15 protein-coding genes and 2 pseudogenes are annotated in these 13,845 nt (G+C 69.6%); 6 read left to right on the forward strand and 11 right to left on the reverse strand.

The genetic code is table 11. The features are described from left to right. The first annotated feature begins 363 nt into the window (after positions 1–363). The gene (locus tag U4E84_RS14325) at positions 364–906 is read left to right on the forward strand and encodes a membrane-associated protein (protein WP_322532793.1); all 543 of its coding nucleotides are present in this window, start codon (positions 364–366) and stop codon (positions 904–906) included. Between the two features lie 61 nt (positions 907–967). On the opposite strand, the gene U4E84_RS14330 is transcribed toward U4E84_RS14325, so the two are convergent. Beyond that, the gene (locus U4E84_RS14330) at positions 968–1,207 is read right to left on the reverse strand and encodes a DUF378 domain-containing protein (RefSeq protein ID WP_322532794.1); all 240 of its coding nucleotides are present in this window, start codon (positions 1,205–1,207) and stop codon (positions 968–970) included. Positions 1,208–1,419: 212 nt separating this feature from the next. Between U4E84_RS14330 and U4E84_RS14335 the strand changes: the two are divergent. After that, positions 1,420–2,284: pseudogene (locus U4E84_RS14335) on the forward strand (succinylglutamate desuccinylase/aspartoacylase family protein). Between the two features lie 7 nt (positions 2,285–2,291). Here U4E84_RS14335 and U4E84_RS14340 read toward each other — a convergent pair. The 4 genes from U4E84_RS14340 to U4E84_RS14355 all read right to left on the reverse strand — a co-directional run bounded on the left by U4E84_RS14340 (position 2,292) and on the right by U4E84_RS14355 (position 5,729). Continuing rightward, positions 2,292–2,669, reverse strand: coding sequence for a DUF5811 family protein (locus U4E84_RS14340; protein ID WP_322532808.1), 378 nt, complete (start codon positions 2,667–2,669; stop codon positions 2,292–2,294). A gap of 77 nt (positions 2,670–2,746) precedes the next feature. Continuing rightward, a complete protein-coding gene (locus tag U4E84_RS14345) occupies positions 2,747–3,484 on the reverse strand; it encodes a hypothetical protein (RefSeq protein ID WP_322532795.1) in 738 nt (245 codons plus the stop codon). A gap of 90 nt (positions 3,485–3,574) precedes the next feature. Beyond that, positions 3,575–4,132, reverse strand: a complete 558-nt coding sequence (locus tag U4E84_RS14350) for a pyruvoyl-dependent arginine decarboxylase (protein WP_322532796.1) — start codon at positions 4,130–4,132, stop codon at positions 3,575–3,577. 373 nt (positions 4,133–4,505) lie between these two features. After that, positions 4,506–5,729, reverse strand: coding sequence for a proteasome-activating nucleotidase (locus tag U4E84_RS14355; RefSeq protein ID WP_322532797.1), 1,224 nt, complete (start codon positions 5,727–5,729; stop codon positions 4,506–4,508). Positions 5,730–6,033: 304 nt separating this feature from the next. Between U4E84_RS14355 and U4E84_RS14360 the strand changes: the two genes are divergently transcribed. After that, positions 6,034–6,594 (forward strand): response regulator, encoded by a 561-nt coding sequence (locus U4E84_RS14360; protein ID WP_322532798.1) that lies wholly within the window; start codon positions 6,034–6,036, stop codon positions 6,592–6,594. Positions 6,595–6,650: 56 nt separating this feature from the next. Here the strand turns inward: U4E84_RS14360 and U4E84_RS14365 are convergent, their stop codons facing one another. The 4 genes from U4E84_RS14365 to U4E84_RS14380 form a co-directional block, all read right to left on the reverse strand. Further along, positions 6,651–6,935, reverse strand: coding sequence for an amphi-Trp domain-containing protein (locus tag U4E84_RS14365; protein WP_322532799.1), 285 nt, complete (start codon positions 6,933–6,935; stop codon positions 6,651–6,653). Between the two features lie 68 nt (positions 6,936–7,003). Further along, complete coding sequence (locus U4E84_RS14370) at positions 7,004–8,083, reverse strand: aminopeptidase (protein ID WP_322532801.1); 1,080 nt, start codon at positions 8,081–8,083, stop codon at positions 7,004–7,006. Positions 8,084–8,162: 79 nt separating this feature from the next. Further along, the gene (locus U4E84_RS14375; RefSeq protein WP_322532802.1) at positions 8,163–8,894 is read right to left on the reverse strand and encodes a haloacid dehalogenase type II; all 732 of its coding nucleotides are present in this window, start codon (positions 8,892–8,894) and stop codon (positions 8,163–8,165) included. 119 nt (positions 8,895–9,013) lie between these two features. Then, complete coding sequence (locus tag U4E84_RS14380; protein ID WP_322532803.1) at positions 9,014–9,637, reverse strand: LysE family translocator; 624 nt, start codon at positions 9,635–9,637, stop codon at positions 9,014–9,016. Positions 9,638–9,728: 91 nt separating this feature from the next. Between U4E84_RS14380 and U4E84_RS14385 the strand changes: the two genes are divergently transcribed. Beyond that, the gene (locus tag U4E84_RS14385; protein ID WP_322532804.1) at positions 9,729–10,733 is read left to right on the forward strand and encodes a DUF6293 family protein; all 1,005 of its coding nucleotides are present in this window, start codon (positions 9,729–9,731) and stop codon (positions 10,731–10,733) included. Here the strand turns inward: U4E84_RS14385 and U4E84_RS14390 are convergent, their stop codons facing one another. Continuing rightward, positions 10,734–11,801 carry an mRNA surveillance protein pelota gene (locus tag U4E84_RS14390; protein WP_322532805.1) on the reverse strand — a complete coding sequence of 356 codons (1,068 nt, stop codon included), beginning with the start codon at positions 11,799–11,801 and terminating at the stop codon, positions 10,734–10,736. It abuts the gene before it with no gap. A gap of 25 nt (positions 11,802–11,826) precedes the next feature. After that, positions 11,827–12,930, reverse strand: a complete 1,104-nt coding sequence (locus tag U4E84_RS14395) for a DUF4013 domain-containing protein (protein ID WP_322532806.1) — start codon at positions 12,928–12,930, stop codon at positions 11,827–11,829. A gap of 318 nt (positions 12,931–13,248) precedes the next feature. Here U4E84_RS14395 and U4E84_RS14400 point away from each other — a divergent pair, with 318 nt between their 5' ends. Together U4E84_RS14400 and U4E84_RS14405 are read left to right on the forward strand one after the other, a co-directional pair. Continuing rightward, positions 13,249–13,656, forward strand: coding sequence for a hypothetical protein (locus U4E84_RS14400; RefSeq protein WP_322532807.1), 408 nt, complete (start codon positions 13,249–13,251; stop codon positions 13,654–13,656). Further along, positions 13,653–13,845 (forward strand): annotated as a pseudogene (locus U4E84_RS14405) (peptidase S15); the annotation flags it as partial. The gene U4E84_RS14400 and the pseudogene U4E84_RS14405, both read left to right, overlap by 4 nt.

The raw sequence follows: 13,845 nt of genomic DNA on the forward strand, positions 1-13,845 counted from the left end.
CAAGTCGATCACGCTGGATTGTCACCCCGAGTACACCGGCGACGCAATATACGTGCGATTTGAGCCCGAACGCCCCACAAATCCAAAACTGAGTACCCCCTGTTACGACGAGTTCCCCTCAGCCGACGCGTCCCAGGGAGGAGTCAATCGATCATAGCCGATCGGTGTACACGCGCCCACCACCTCGCACAACTGCGTGGCAGGTCGCGAACACCCGAAATCGACACTCGCAGTCGAGGGGTTTCAATTCAGTTTCTGCTGTTGGTGTGGAGAATGTACGACGATCCCGTCTACACCGAACGCGTGGAACTCGTCCCCTCTCACGCGGTGTATTCAAGTATCACGGAACGCAAATAAGACGAGATGCTCGCGAGCGTCCTCCCTGCGTCGTGGACGGAGCTCGTCGTTTCGGCCGGCGTGCCGCTTTTCGTCGTGTTGTTCTACTTCGACGGGATGATCCTCGGGAAATTCACCCCTCCCGGGGCGCTTTTCTTCGGATACGTCGTCGTCGTCGACCCGCCTCTGCTGGTGCTTTTGACCGTCGTTGGGCTGTGTGTCGCCGCTTCAACGCTCGGCCAGTGGACGCTGTACCGGGGGTTCAACGAGGACCGACCGGAGTTCATCGGGATTCGCCGGCGGATGCCGTATCTGAACCGGCTTCCGTTTTTCATCCGGGCGAAGGTGGGCACACGGTGGATGCGGTTCGTCACCCGGGCGTTCGATCGGTTCGGCGGCGTCGCCCTCTGCCTGACGAACGCCATTCCAGGTATGGCGGGACTGATGAGTATCCCGGCCGGTCTGAGCAAGTATCCTCTGGTCCGTTTTCTCGCGTTCGCCACCGTCGGAAACGCCCTCTACATGTTGCTCTTGGTCGCGGCCGCGAAAGGACTCGTCGACCTGTTTTAACGGCGCAACGAGCGTACTCGTGCGGACGACGCTCTCCGAGGTGGTCACAATCAGCGTGGAGTCAGCGCCGGACCCGTTGGGAAATGCGGTATAGCGGATAGAAGAAGTACAGACCCGCGAGCCCCACGAGCACGTAGATGGCTCTGGCAACCAGTTCGGCTGCAGACGGCTGGAAGACCGGCGCCAGCAACGCCTCCACGACGTTGATATCCAGAAGCCCCACGAGTCCCCAGTTGAGCGTTCCGATGATCAGTAGCGCGAAGCACACCCAGTCAACTGCTGATAGTCGAACCAGGGCCATGAATGGCGGTTGAAACGGTAGTCCATTAGTTAGGATGTGGCATCTCATCCCGCCCGTAGTGATAACTGAACATTATGTGCCAGTTCGCGCGGACGAGCCGAGGGAGACGAATACGCGCGCCGTATTCAGCGCGCCGCCCCTGTCGGGGTCGACGGATTTCACCGGAGCCGAACGGCCAGCCTTTATTATTCGACCGGCGCGTACGAATCGGCATGCAAACGATCGAGCGCGGGTCGGCCGGGTCGGCTCGCGTCGCGATCGTCGGTGGGATCCACGGCGACGAGCCCGCCGGCGAGCGGATCGTCAGGCGGCTCGCCGACGAGCTCGACGAGTCGGGCGTGGGGAGCGGCACGGTTCGGCTGATCGTCGCCAACGAGCCGGCGCTGGCGGCCGGGACGCGGTACACGGACGCGGACCTGAACCGGGCCTTCCCGGGCGACCCCGACAGCGACGAGTACGAGCGGGCGCTCGCGCCGCGGCTCGCGGCCGAGCTGGAGGGGATGGACGCGGTGCTCGGGCTCCACACCTCACACAGCGCGCCGCCGCCCTTCGCCATCTACAGCGATCTGACCGAGTCGGTGCGCCGGAGCGTGACCGGGATGCCGGTGGAGTACGTCGTCGACTCCGGCGGCCTGCGGTCGACGACGCTCGACTCCGTCGTCCCCCACACCGTCTCGATCGAGGTCGGCAGACAGGGGAGCGAGGAGGCGGTCGAGTTCGGCTACGAGGCCTGTCTGGCGTTCCTCCGCGCACACGGCGCGCTCGACGACGAGCCGCCGACGTTCACCGAGACGACGGTCGTCGCGGGCGACGAGGAGGTGCCGAAGGGCGGCGGCGAGCCGCACGTCCACTTCGCGAACTTCGAGGCGATCCCGCCGGGGTCGGTGTTCGCCGAGGACGACGTGTACACCCACCGCGTCGAGGAGGAGGGGATCGTCCCGATCCTCGCGAGCGCGCACGGGTACGAGGAGATATATCGGCATCTACGGCCGCGTAGAGGGGGTCATGGAGCCGCCGGCGTCGGCCGTGGACGGAACGACGGCGGGGGAACGGTCGGCGGAGGAAACGGCAGAGTAGCCCGATCTCACTTCGCGGTCGGCGTGACGTCGCCGACGGCGTCCATCACCTGCAGCGCGGCGCTGGCGGCCAGCCCGCGAGCGACCTCGTCGGTGTCGGCGTCGGCGATCCCGGCCTCCAGCTCGTCGGGGTCCGGCGTGAAGCCGGCCGAGACGGGGTGGCCGGCGGGCGGGTTGACCGCGACCGTCGCCTGCGGCCCGTTCGCGCCCACCGACAGCTCGGAGCCGACGGCGTAGCTGTCCGGGAGATACGATTCGGTTCGCGAGACGATTCCGGCGACCGCGCGCCGGAGGCGCCGTTCCTGATCGGGGGAGAGGTCGACGGCCGCGGGCTCGCCCGCGTTCGTCACACCCGGTGCCCCGGCGTACGGGTTGTTGCCGTTCATCGAAGACACACGGCGTACGCAGAGCCGGTTCAAAAAGGCGTCGACGAGGGAGATCCCGTCGGTGACCCGGCGGCCGCTCAGCCGTAGATCCGCTCGGTCGCGATCGCGGCGCCCTCGTCGAGCGCCGCCAGCTTCGCCCACGCGATCTCGGGGTCGACCATGCCGATGCCGGCCTGCGTGCCGAACCCGCAGTCGGGCGCGGCGAGCAGCGGCGTGTCGTCGGCGACCGCGTCGGCGACGATCTCGTACTCCTCGGCCATCGCGTCGGCGACGGCGAACAGGTACTCCTCGTAGTCGCCGTAGTGGTCGTCGACGTGCGTTGCGGTGACGACGCTCGGCGAAGCCGCCGTGAGGAACGTGTCCTCGAAGTCGGCGTCGGCCGCGTCGAGCGCGTCCCGGAACGCCGCCAGCTCCGCTTCCGCCTCGTCGCGGCCGGTGTACTCGACGGGGCCGGTCACGACGGGGTGCTGAGCCAGGTCGATGACGTCCGTCTTGAACGTCTCCTCGGCGTAGCTCGGGAACTCCTGGAGGTCGGCCCACAGCTCCTGCTCGCGCGTCCCCGCGATGCCGCTGAGCCGGTCCGCGACGTACCAGTTGAAGGAGACGCGGGACTGCTCGCTGTTGTTGGCGACGTCGACGCCCGCCTCGGCCTGGCGCTCGACCACGTCGCGCGTGGCGGCCGCGACGGTCTCGTCCCACTCCTCCTCGTCGACGGGCTCGCCGTCCTGGCGGCGCGTGAGGAGGTCCAGCAGCTCCGGAGACCGAGGGAGGCTGCCGATGTGCGTCGTCCGGATCCGGCCGTCGTTCGCGGTCATGGGTACCCGATCGTCCCGTCTCTCACCGCCTAGAGTTCGCGGAACCCGCAAGGCGGCCGGGGAGCCAACAGCGGGCGGAAACGAACCGGCCTACGCCGACGGCGAGAGGATCGGCTCGGACTCGCCGTACGCGGCAATCACGACCGCCGTCGTGTACCGGTCCGGGTTCGAGGCCGCCGTCTCCACGCGGACCTCGCGGTCCGGAAGCTCCCAGTCCCGCAGCTCGCTGCCGGCGTCCAGCCCGGCCTCGATCCGCTCGCGGACGTCGTCGGGGTCCTCGCCGGTCACCTCGTAGAAGAGCCCGGGACCGGGGCCGGTCGCCCAGCCGAGCCCGGCGGCCACGTCGGGGCGCCGCCGCGGGGCGCGCTTCGACTCCGCCCCCTCCGCGCCGGCGCGGCCGCCCTCGCGGAAGTCGACCTCGTCGTCCGGTCCGACCGTCCGCCGGGCCTCGACGACGGTGAGTCTGTTCCCGGCGGGACCGAGGTCGGGCGCCTCCTCGACCGCGACGACGGTCGCCTCCGCGGGGACCACGGAGGAGACCGCCACGAGGTTGTAGTTGTGGAGGTTCGCGTCCGCCAGCGCGGCGTCGTAGGAGGCCATCGCCGTGTCGGCGACCCCGACGCCGCCGGCGACGTGGATGGTGTTCATTACGACCGGATCGGCGGCCCCCGCGCTAAGGGGTTACGAAGCGGTCGCGCTCGGAGCGTCGGTCGGGGCAGTTCGCTACTGGTAATCGCGGCGGCGCGCTCCGGTGAGCGTCCGACGGGCGCGAACCGAGCGCGAGGGAGTCGGTCGCCGCAGGCGACCGACGAGGCTGGGGAGGCGTGAGGCGCGGTTGCGGTGCGGTCGGGTGGGATTCAAAGGGGCAGCCGCGAGTCCTCGCGGCTGGGGCTTTGGAGGTGTTCTCCGGCGATCTTCAGTCAACCGTTTATAAGCAGGCGGCCGGGACTTTAGAGTTGCTCACCGTCGATCACTCGACAGAAACTCCGCAAAACCCGAAACCGCTCACCACTCAGTACGTCTAGTACTGGTAGTTGATGACCTGCTCTTCCGCCTTCTCCGCGTCTTGGAGCTTCTCGCGGGCCGCCTCGAAGTCGGCCTGCGTGACCTCGGTGCGCCCGTCGCGGATCGCGAACATGCCGGCCTCGGTCGCCAGCGAGGCGATGTCGGCGCCGCTGTACCCCTCCAGGTCCGCCGCGACCTCGGAGACGTCCGTCCCCTCGGCGACGTTCATGTCTCGGGTGTGGATCTCGAGGATGCGGGCGCGGCCCTCGGCGTCGGGGTCGGGCACCTCGATGAGTCGGTCGAACCGACCGGGACGCAGGATCGCCTCGTCGAGCATGTCGAAGCGGTTCGTCGCGGCCATGAGGCGGACCTCTCCGCGGTCGTCGAAGCCGTCCATCTCGGAGAGCAGCTGCATCATCGTCCGCTGGACCTCGGCGTCGCCCGAGGTCTTCGAGTCGGTCCGCTTCGAGGCGATGGCGTCGATCTCGTCGATGAAGATGACGGCGGGCTCGCGCTCGGCGGCCAGCTCGAACAGGTCGCGGACGAGTCGCGACCCCTCGCCGATGAACTTCCGGACGAGCTCGGAGCCGGCCATCTTGATGAACGTCGCGTCGGACTCGTTGGCGACGGCCTTCGCCAGCATCGTCTTCCCCGTCCCCGGCGGACCGTGGAGCAGGACGCCGCTCGGCGGCTCGACGCCGACGGCCTCGAACTGCTCGGGGTTCTCGAGGGGGTCCTCGACGGCCTCGCGGACCTCGCGGATCTGCTCGTCGATCCCGCCGATGTCGGCGTACTCGACGTCGGGCGACTCGGTGACCTCCATCGCCTGCGCCCGGGAGTCCGTCTCGTCGTCGAGCACCTGCTGGACCGCGAAGGAGTCGTTGATCGCGACGCGGTCGCCCGGCCGGAGGTCCTCGTCGAGCCGGGTGGACGCCTGCGTCAGCACCTCCTGGTTGTTGCCGTGCTGTTTGATGACGACGCCGTCGCCGGTGACCTCCTCGACCGACGCGATGTACAGCGAGGAGGTCTTCAGCACCTCGTTCTCGCGTTTCAGCTCGTCGACGTCGGTCTTCAGCTCGCCACGGCGACCCTGCGCGTCGTCGAGCCGCTGCTCCAGCTCTTCGTTCACCTGCAGAATCCGCCGGTAGTGCTGGCGGATCGCTTCGAGCCGTTCCGTCTCGCTCATCTCCGGGTCGAGCTCCAGACGGGGACGGTCGGGCAGTGAGGGGCTGTGAGACATTCGTTGTGCTCGGATATGGAGCGCGCGTAAATGTGCCTTTGGGTCACGGTGAGTCGGCGGCCGTCCGCGAGACGCGACCGCGCGCATCGACCGCGGACGGACCGTCTCCGAGAGCGTCGTCAGTTCTCGGCGCTGATATCCGACGGTCAACGTTTTAACGGGTCGCCGTCGACTGTCGAGTCATGAGCGCACGAACGGCTGTCGGCCGCGACGGTTCGAGACGCGCGCCTCGCGAGCCGCGGACGGCGGCTCCGCGGGCGTTGACTCTACGGCCCCCGGTTCCGCGGCTCGGGGCTCGGAAACCATGAGCGACCTGGCGTCGCGGGCAACGGTCCTCGCGGTCGACGACGAGCCCGACCTCGCCGACCTGTATCGGGCGTACCTCGACCCGGCGTACGACGTCCGGATCGCGACCGGCGGCGAGGCGGCGCTGGAGGAGATGGACGAGTCGGTCGACGTCGTCCTCCTCGACCGTCGGATGCCCGACCTGTCGGGCCACGAGGTGCTGGAGGCGATCCGTGCCGAGGGGTACGACGCCCGGGTCGCGATGCTGACCGCGGTCGAGCCCGACGCCGACATCGTCGACATGCCGTTCGACGACTACAAGACGAAGCCGGTGACGAGAGACGACCTGCTCACGCTCGTGGAGGTGCTGCTCCACCGCGCGGAGTTCGACGAACGGAGCCAGCGGTTCTTCGCGCTGGCCTCGAAGAAGGCCGCGCTGGAGGCGTCGGACGCGACGGACACCGAGGAGTACGAGGAGCTCGTCGGGCGATTGGAGGCGGTCCGAGACCGCGTGGACGACACGCTGGAGGAGCTCTCCGCGCGCGACGCGTTCGCCGAGGGCCGCGGCGAGGTGCCGTAGCCGGACGTTCGCGCGTCCGGTCTCGATCGGCGCGTTCTCCTTGAACCGACGCGTTCCTACTCGATCTCCAGGTCTCCGCCGAGGTCGTCGGTGCCGCCGTCCTCGTCCCACGCCAGCTCGAACTCGACGCTCAGCTCGCCGGAACCGTCGACGGGGCCCTCGCGCTCCACTTTCACCTCGAAGGTCGGTCGGGCCGGGATATCCACGGTCACCGACTCCTCGCCGCGCTTGAACGCGATCGCGCTCCCGGACTCCAGCGACTCGACGACGCTCTGAAGGTACGCCGCGATCTCCTCGCGGCTGCGACTGCTCTCGGACTCGAAGAGGACTTCTTCGGGCATGAGCGATCGTACGTCGCGTCGCGGCATAACTCTGCGCCTCGCGAAGGCCAATGCCTCTCTCGACGGCGCTAGAACCCGTCCTCGAACACGAACGTCCCGTTTCGCTGGACGACCTCGCCGTCGACCTCGATGACGGAGTCCTCGCTCATGTCGACGATCATGTCGACGTGCTCGGCCGATTCGTTGAGCTCGTTGCCCTCGCCGACCGTCTCCGGGTACGCGGAGCCGACCGCCATGTGGACCGTGTCGCCCATCTTCTCGTCGAACAGCATGTTGTACGTGAACCGGTCGATCTGGCGGTTCATCCCGATCCCGAGCTCGCCGAGGCGACGCGAGCCGTCGTCGGTGTCGAGGATGCCGGTGAGCAGGTCCTCGTTGCGCTCGGCGGAGTGCGAGACGACCTCGCCGCCTCCGAATCGCAGGCGGACCCCGTCGATCTCACGGCCGTAGCGGTACAGCGGGAGGTCGAAGTGGACCTCGCCGTCGACCCCGTCGCGGGCGGGCGCGGTGAACACCTCGCCGCCGGGGAGGTTCGCCTCGCCGTAGTCGTTGAGCGTCGAGTTCCCGGAGACGTCGAGCGTGAGGTCGGTCTCCTCTCCGGATCGGATCCGCACCTCGTCGGCGGGGTCCAGGATCGCGACCAGCTCCTCTTGGAACGCGCGCTGGGCGTCCCAGTCCAGCGAGACGGCGTCCCACACGAAGTTCTCGTACGCCTCGGTGCTCATCCCGGCGAGCTGCGCGTGGCTCGCGGTGGGGTACTGGGTGAGACACCACGTCTTCGAGAGCCGCGTCCGCTTGACGTCGGCCATCGCGCGGTTGTACGCCGCGTTCGTCTCGGGGTCGACGTCGGCGTCCTCCGTCGCGTTCGCGCCGCCGCGCGCGATGACGAACACGTCCGCCTCCTCGTAGAGCGCGAGCCGGTGGTCCGGCTCGGCGAACTCCTCGGACGAGCGCTTGAACGCGCGCTCGGCGCGCTTCGAGTTGTTGAGGTACACCGGGTTGGCGCCGCGGTCCCCGCAGATCTCGTGGAGGGCGACGGCGAGGTCCTCGGCCTCGGCCGGCAGCTGGACGACCACGTCGTCGCCCGACTCGATGCCGGTGGAGTGGTCGGCGATGATCTCGGCGTGCTCGCGGATGCGTGCGTCCATACGACTCCCTCTCGCCGCGGGGGATTACCGGTTTTGGAAGCGGCCGGCGTCGCGGCGCCGTTCTTCGCTCGCGGTGGCGCTACCCGCCCGCGCTCTCGCGGGGCGCGAGCGCGTCGGCCAGCGCTTCGGTGTCGGGGACGATGAGGTCCGGCTCGTGGACCCACCCCCCGTACGGGTTCTCGTGTCTGTTGAGGAACGCGCCGCGCATGCCGACCGCCTTCGCGCCCACGAGGTCGAAGGTGTGCGCGGTCACGAACACGACCTGGTGGGGCGCGACGTCGAACGCCTCGCAGGTCAGGTCGTACGACGCCCGGTGCGGCTTGTACGCGCCCGCGTCCGCGACCGACACCACCCCGTCCAGCTCGGTCTCGAAGTTGGGACGGACCGCTTCGAGCATGTCGGGATCGCCGTTCGAGAGCCCAACCAGTTCGTACTCCCCGCTCAGGCGGCCCAGCGCCGCGTCGACGTCCGGGTACGGCCGGAGGGTCTTCCACTGCCGGATAACGGCGCGGACCGCCTCGTCGGGGACGTCGAGCCCGATCTGCTCGAGCCGGTAGGCGAGCGCGCGACGGCTGATCTCCTTGAACGGCGTGTGGGGACCCGGGATCAGCGAGTCGATCATCGAGTCCCGGAAGTGCATGGCCAGGTACCGACGGAGCAGGATCTCCGGGTCGTAGTCGCTCCCGTGCTCGTCGAGCAACGCACCCAGCGCGGGGACCAGCGTCGCCTCGCGGTCGAGGAGCGTGTCCCACAGATCGAACGCGAGCACTTCCGTCTCTTCGCGGAGCGTCTCCGCCGCAATTTTCGACATGTGACGACACACCGCTGTACAGGGCCATAATAGTGAGCGATACCGCGAGTGAGCAACGACACGGCGGACGTCGTCTCGCCGGGGACTCGACGCCGCACGTCCCTGACCGGCGAGGCCTGTCACCCGATAAGGACCCACGCTCCGATCAGGAGCAGGATCCCGCCCGCGACCCGGTCCAGCCAGCGGCCGGTCACCTCGGACCGGAGCACGTCCGCGGCCCCGTCGGCGACGACCGCCACGCCGCCGAGGTAGAGGGCCGTGAGCGCGGCGTAAGTGGCGCCGAGGAGGGCGATCGACGTGCCGCTGGCGTCTCCGCCGCTGCCGCTTCCGGCCGCGAATCCGGGGAGGAACGCGAGGAAGAACAGCGCGACCTGCGGGTTGAGGGCGTTGACGAGGAACCCCTCCCGCACGCCGTCCCCGGTCGGCGACGGCTCCTCGCTCCCGGTCGACTGCAGGGTGTCGACGCCGAGATACACGAGGAAGAGCCCGCCGAGGACTTGGACGGCCCGTTCGGCGCCCGGCACGGTCCGATAGACGGCCGCGACGCCGATCACCACGAGCGCGGTGTGAAACAGGATCCCCGCCGTGACGCCGAGCGCGGCGCGGAGACCGGCCGTCCTTCCCTCTATCCCGCGGGAGAGGACGAACAGCGTGTCGGGGCCCGGCGTCAGGATCAGCGTCGCCGCCGCCAGCACGAACAGGACGTACGTCGAGGGGTCGACGGCGAGCGCTACACCGGACATTACCTGTGCGGACGAGCGTCGCGGAGAAAAATCGACCGGCCCCGGTCGCGAGACTCCGCCTTTTTATAAACACCGTCCGTTCGTCTCACGTATGCAGACGCACATCGTGCCGGTCGGGTTCGACTACGACCGCATGATCGCCCCGCTCATCCGGGACCAGTTCGACGTCGACCGGGTGATCCTCCTCGAGGGGACTGTCGGCAGCGAGGCCAACGTCGAGTACTCGCGGAACATCGCTCGGAAGCTGGAACAGGACTTCCGGAACCTGCTCGGCGCGGAGACCGTGCGCGAGCGCCTGACCGACGTGTACGACTACGACGCCGCCTTCGAGCGCGCCTTCGACCTGATCAACGCGGAACTGGACCGAGACGGCGCCGGGGACGGCTCCACGGGGAGCGGTGAGGGCGCGGACGGCGACGACGCCCCCGACGAGCGCGAGGTGTGGGTGAACCTCTGCTCGATGCCTCGGCCGGTCTCGTTCGCGTTCGCGACCGCGGCCCACTCGATCATGGTCGAGCGCCAGGACGACCGCGACCGGATCCACACCTACTACACCGCCCCGGAGAAGTACCTCGAAACCGAGCTGGCCGAGGAGCTCCGCGCGAACCGAGACCTCCTGCGAGAGCTCGCCGCGGGCGCGACGGCCCCGGGCGGGACGGCGGGAGACGCGGACGGCGACGTCGACCCCGACCGCGTCGCCGAGCGGCTGGAAAGCACCACGGACCTGCTCGCGGAGTTCGACGAGCGCGGCACCACCATCGGCGCGAAGCGCATCGGCGACAGCCACGTGATCGAGCTGCCAGTCGCCTCCTTTCAGAGCGTCAAGCCGTTCGAGGAGCTGGTCTTGTTCACCCTCGGCGAACACGGCGAGTTCGAGTCCGTCTCCGAGCTCGCGGAGACGCTCGCGGCCGACCTCAACGAGGAGTACACCGACTCGTTCCGCTCGAAGGTGATCTACAACGTCGACCGGCTCGGCCCCGGCGGCAAGGGGTACATCGAGCGCGAGGAGCGCGGGAAGTCCTACCGGACGACGCTCTCCCGGATCGGCGAGCTGTGGGTCCGAGCGCACGCGGGCGAGGACCACGAGCTGGCGTGATCAATCCAGCCGATAGCGCAGGACCGCGGCGATCCCGCCGAGGTTCGAGAGCTGTTCGCCGGGCGCGAACTCCGAGGAGAACACGACCACGTCGCCGCCCTGCCGCTCGACCGACTCGATCACCTCGTTGACGTCGATCGACCAGTCGCCGTCGCCCTGCCGCTCGGTGCGGAGGCGGTCGTCGACCACGAGCAGGGTCTCGACCGCACCGAACTCGGCCGCCTCGGCCACGTCCTCGGGGCCGTAGGTCGCCTTCGCGCCCTGCGCGATGTTCTCTGTCAGCTCGTCGATGAGATTCGCCTCCTTCGAGATCCGCGTCTCCTTTTGCACCTCGTCGACCGCGCCGCGCTTCAGCACCTCGTGAACACCCTGGTCGCCCGCGGCCGACGTGTCGACCGTGGTGATCCGGTCGGAGAGGTCGCGGTACTCCTCCTCGATGTAGTCGCGAGCGTCGTTCTTCGTGAACCCCGGACCGGCGAGGATCACGGCGTCGGCGTCGAGGTGCGCGAGCGCCTCGCCGAGCTCGGCGAACAGCTCCTCGCGGGGGCGGGAGTACTCGCCCTTCCCGGTCGGCTTCGTGAACGAGGCGTACTCCTCGGTGCCGTACTGCTGGACCGTGTGGACGTAGGCGGCCCCCTCCTCGACGGTCGCGATGGCGACGTCGGGGTTCTCGGCCGCCTCCGTCGCCTCCTGGAGCCGCTCAGTCTGGTCCGGCTTGAAGTGCTTCTCCACCGTGATCTCGTCGTGCTCCTCGACGTTCAGCGTGTGGTGGGCGTTGAGCTGGTCCTCCCGCGAGCAGGCGACGATCACCCCCGAGACGCGGAGCCGGTTTGCGAACCGCGCGAACTCGACCTCCTCGACTTCGAGCGTGACGAAGATGTGCTCGCGCTGGCCCCCCGTGTCCCGCATCTGGTCGTCGTTCCGCTGGATCCGGCGGGTGGTGTCCCCCTCGACGCGGTCCCCCGGTTCGAGGACGTGGGCGAGGTGCCAGAGGTCGTCGACGTTCTCGGGGACGAGGGTGAGTCGCTCCCGCCCCTCCTCGCCGTAGCCCCGGTCGGAGATGCGCATACCCGACCGTTCGCCCGCGCTCGTATCAACTCTTGTCTTCCGGGCCGACGCCGGCGCCCCACTCGAAGCCGTCGTCCCCGGTCGGCGGACCCTCCGTCTCCCGCGCCGAGTCCCCGGCCGTTCCCCGATCGACGTCCGCGTTCCACTCGAATCCGCCGTCGCCGCCGTCGCCCTCATCGACAGAAACCGTCCGCCCGGTCTGTACCGACGGCGAGACCTCGGGCGTCGACCGCCGGAACCCGCCGTCCGGTCGGTCGGGCGTCGACGTCGGCGGCGTGGTCGCGGACACCGGACCGAGCGCGTCGGGCGCGGAGGCGCGGAGGCTGTCGGTCGCGGCCGTTTCCGGCGTCTCGTCGCCCGCCCCCGGCCCGAAGTCGACCGCGGCCGCGGCCCCGCGTCCGTACAGGGCGTGTGCGGCGACCCGACCCGCGAAGACGACCACGACGCCGACCACGAGCGGGACGAACGGGGCCGCGAGCGCGTAGCCCGCGCCCAGGGCCACGGCCGCGACGACCCACGCCGTCGCGTACCCCGCCGAGCCGGCGACGTCGGCGACCCGCGTCGGGCGGAGGCCGTCGCGAAGCCGCCCCGACGCGGCGAACGCGGCGAGCGCTGCCGGCCTGACGTACGCGAACGCGAGGAGGTACACCGCCGCGCCCGCGGAGAGGGCCGCGCCTCCGATCCCGAGGACCGCCGTTCCCCCGCCGGGTCCGAGCGTGCGCTCGATCGGCGTCGTCACGGGGGCGAGCTCGACGACACCCGTTCCGACAGCGGCCCCCGCGAGAGCGACGAGCGCGGCCGCCAGCGCCAGCGGAGCCAAAAGCAGCGCGCTCAACAGCGCCGACTTGAGTCCGTCCCGGTACAGCTCGTTCCACGCGACGAACGACGGCGCGCCGTCTCGGTTCCCGGTCGCGCCACCGTGGGCGAGCACCCGCACGAAGTACCCCCTGACCACGAGGGCGGGCGCGAGCGCGAGCGGCGCGAGCGCGACGAGCGGCGGGAAGGCGAGTGCGCCGGCGACCCACGCCGGGACGGCGACCCACGTCAACAGGGTGAGCAGCCCGCCGACGACGAGGACGCCGACCGCGTCGGTGGATCTGATCAGCGCCGTCGAAACGCCCCGAAGCATACCCGATCGTGTTCCGCGGGGGTGATAAAGGGTGCCCGGTCCGGCGGTTCCTTCGAGCTGACCGGCTCCATCGGCGAGAGGCGGCCGACGGATGGACGTCCACGCACCGACGGACCCCTCCCGAGCATTTATATGATTTTCCCGAGTAGTCAAGCGTGGCCGCGCGGGATAATCGTGTGCCTCTGACAGAACCGATTCGGCCGCCGCACCGGTGGCCGCCCCCGTCCGCGGCTTTCGACCGACTACCGAGTCCCCTCACCCCGAGCGGTGCGCCGTTCGCGCCGGTACCGATTTATTCCGTCCCGACGAGGTTCGCGTATGACCGGTGACGAGCCGACGACCGAGGTGGAGCCGGCGCTCCGCAGCTACGGGGTCAGCGTCGAGTCGATCGACGACGGCGACCCCATGGAGCTCACGTATATGACGGCGTTCCCCGGCCGCGAGGTACACCACGGCGAGATCGGTCGCGCGCTCAACGCGCTCATCGACCGCGCGGAGGCCGACGCGTGGGACCCCGTCCGGGTCGAGGGGACGGTCGTTCGCTCGCCCGGCGACGTCCTCGGGACGTGGCACGCCGAGCCGGAGTGGTTCGAGCAGCTGATCCGGTACGAGATCTCGGAGACGGAGTTCTCGACGCGCGTGCTGGAGACGCTGTCGCACGCCGACGAGCCGGTGGAGGCCGCCGAGTCGGGCGAGGAGGGAGCGGGCGTCGAGGACGGGACGTGACCCGACGGATTCCGGTGAACCGCGCGCAGCACCGCCTCGCGCGGCCGCCCCGCGAGCGCTTCGCCACCCGCGCGCTCGCGTTCGACGTCGCCGGCGACACCTGCCGCGGCACCCTCTACCTGCCGGGCGGCGACGCCGACGACCTCCCGGTCGTCGTGATGGCGCCCGGGCTCGGCGCGGAGCGGAGCT

It is taken from the genome of Halorubrum sp. AD140, from assembly GCF_034497445.1.
In the GTDB taxonomy this organism is placed as follows: domain Archaea; phylum Halobacteriota; class Halobacteria; order Halobacteriales; family Haloferacaceae; genus Halorubrum.

What these genes read in the sequence shown, in the direction of transcription:
- U4E84_RS14325 (WP_322532793.1), top strand. Translation starts at nt 364, where the DNA reads ATGCTCGCGAGCGTCCTCCCTGCGTCGTGGACGGAGCTCGTCGTTTCG.
- U4E84_RS14330 (WP_322532794.1), bottom strand. Translation starts at nt 1,207, where the DNA reads ATGGCCCTGGTTCGACTATCAGCAGTTGACTGGGTGTGCTTCGCGCTA.
- U4E84_RS14340 (WP_322532808.1), bottom strand. Translation starts at nt 2,669, where the DNA reads ATGAACGGCAACAACCCGTACGCCGGGGCACCGGGTGTGACGAACGCG.
- U4E84_RS14345 (WP_322532795.1), bottom strand. Translation starts at nt 3,484, where the DNA reads ATGACCGCGAACGACGGCCGGATCCGGACGACGCACATCGGCAGCCTC.
- U4E84_RS14350 (WP_322532796.1), bottom strand. Translation starts at nt 4,132, where the DNA reads ATGAACACCATCCACGTCGCCGGCGGCGTCGGGGTCGCCGACACGGCG.
- U4E84_RS14355 (WP_322532797.1), bottom strand. Translation starts at nt 5,729, where the DNA reads ATGTCTCACAGCCCCTCACTGCCCGACCGTCCCCGTCTGGAGCTCGAC.
- U4E84_RS14360 (WP_322532798.1), top strand. Translation starts at nt 6,034, where the DNA reads ATGAGCGACCTGGCGTCGCGGGCAACGGTCCTCGCGGTCGACGACGAG.
- U4E84_RS14365 (WP_322532799.1), bottom strand. Translation starts at nt 6,935, where the DNA reads ATGCCCGAAGAAGTCCTCTTCGAGTCCGAGAGCAGTCGCAGCCGCGAG.
- U4E84_RS14370 (WP_322532801.1), bottom strand. Translation starts at nt 8,083, where the DNA reads ATGGACGCACGCATCCGCGAGCACGCCGAGATCATCGCCGACCACTCC.
- U4E84_RS14375 (WP_322532802.1), bottom strand. Translation starts at nt 8,894, where the DNA reads ATGTCGAAAATTGCGGCGGAGACGCTCCGCGAAGAGACGGAAGTGCTC.
- U4E84_RS14380 (WP_322532803.1), bottom strand. Translation starts at nt 9,637, where the DNA reads ATGTCCGGTGTAGCGCTCGCCGTCGACCCCTCGACGTACGTCCTGTTC.
- U4E84_RS14385 (WP_322532804.1), top strand. Translation starts at nt 9,729, where the DNA reads ATGCAGACGCACATCGTGCCGGTCGGGTTCGACTACGACCGCATGATC.
- U4E84_RS14390 (WP_322532805.1), bottom strand. Translation starts at nt 11,801, where the DNA reads ATGCGCATCTCCGACCGGGGCTACGGCGAGGAGGGGCGGGAGCGACTC.
- U4E84_RS14395 (WP_322532806.1), bottom strand. Translation starts at nt 12,930, where the DNA reads ATGCTTCGGGGCGTTTCGACGGCGCTGATCAGATCCACCGACGCGGTC.
- U4E84_RS14400 (WP_322532807.1), top strand. Translation starts at nt 13,249, where the DNA reads ATGACCGGTGACGAGCCGACGACCGAGGTGGAGCCGGCGCTCCGCAGC.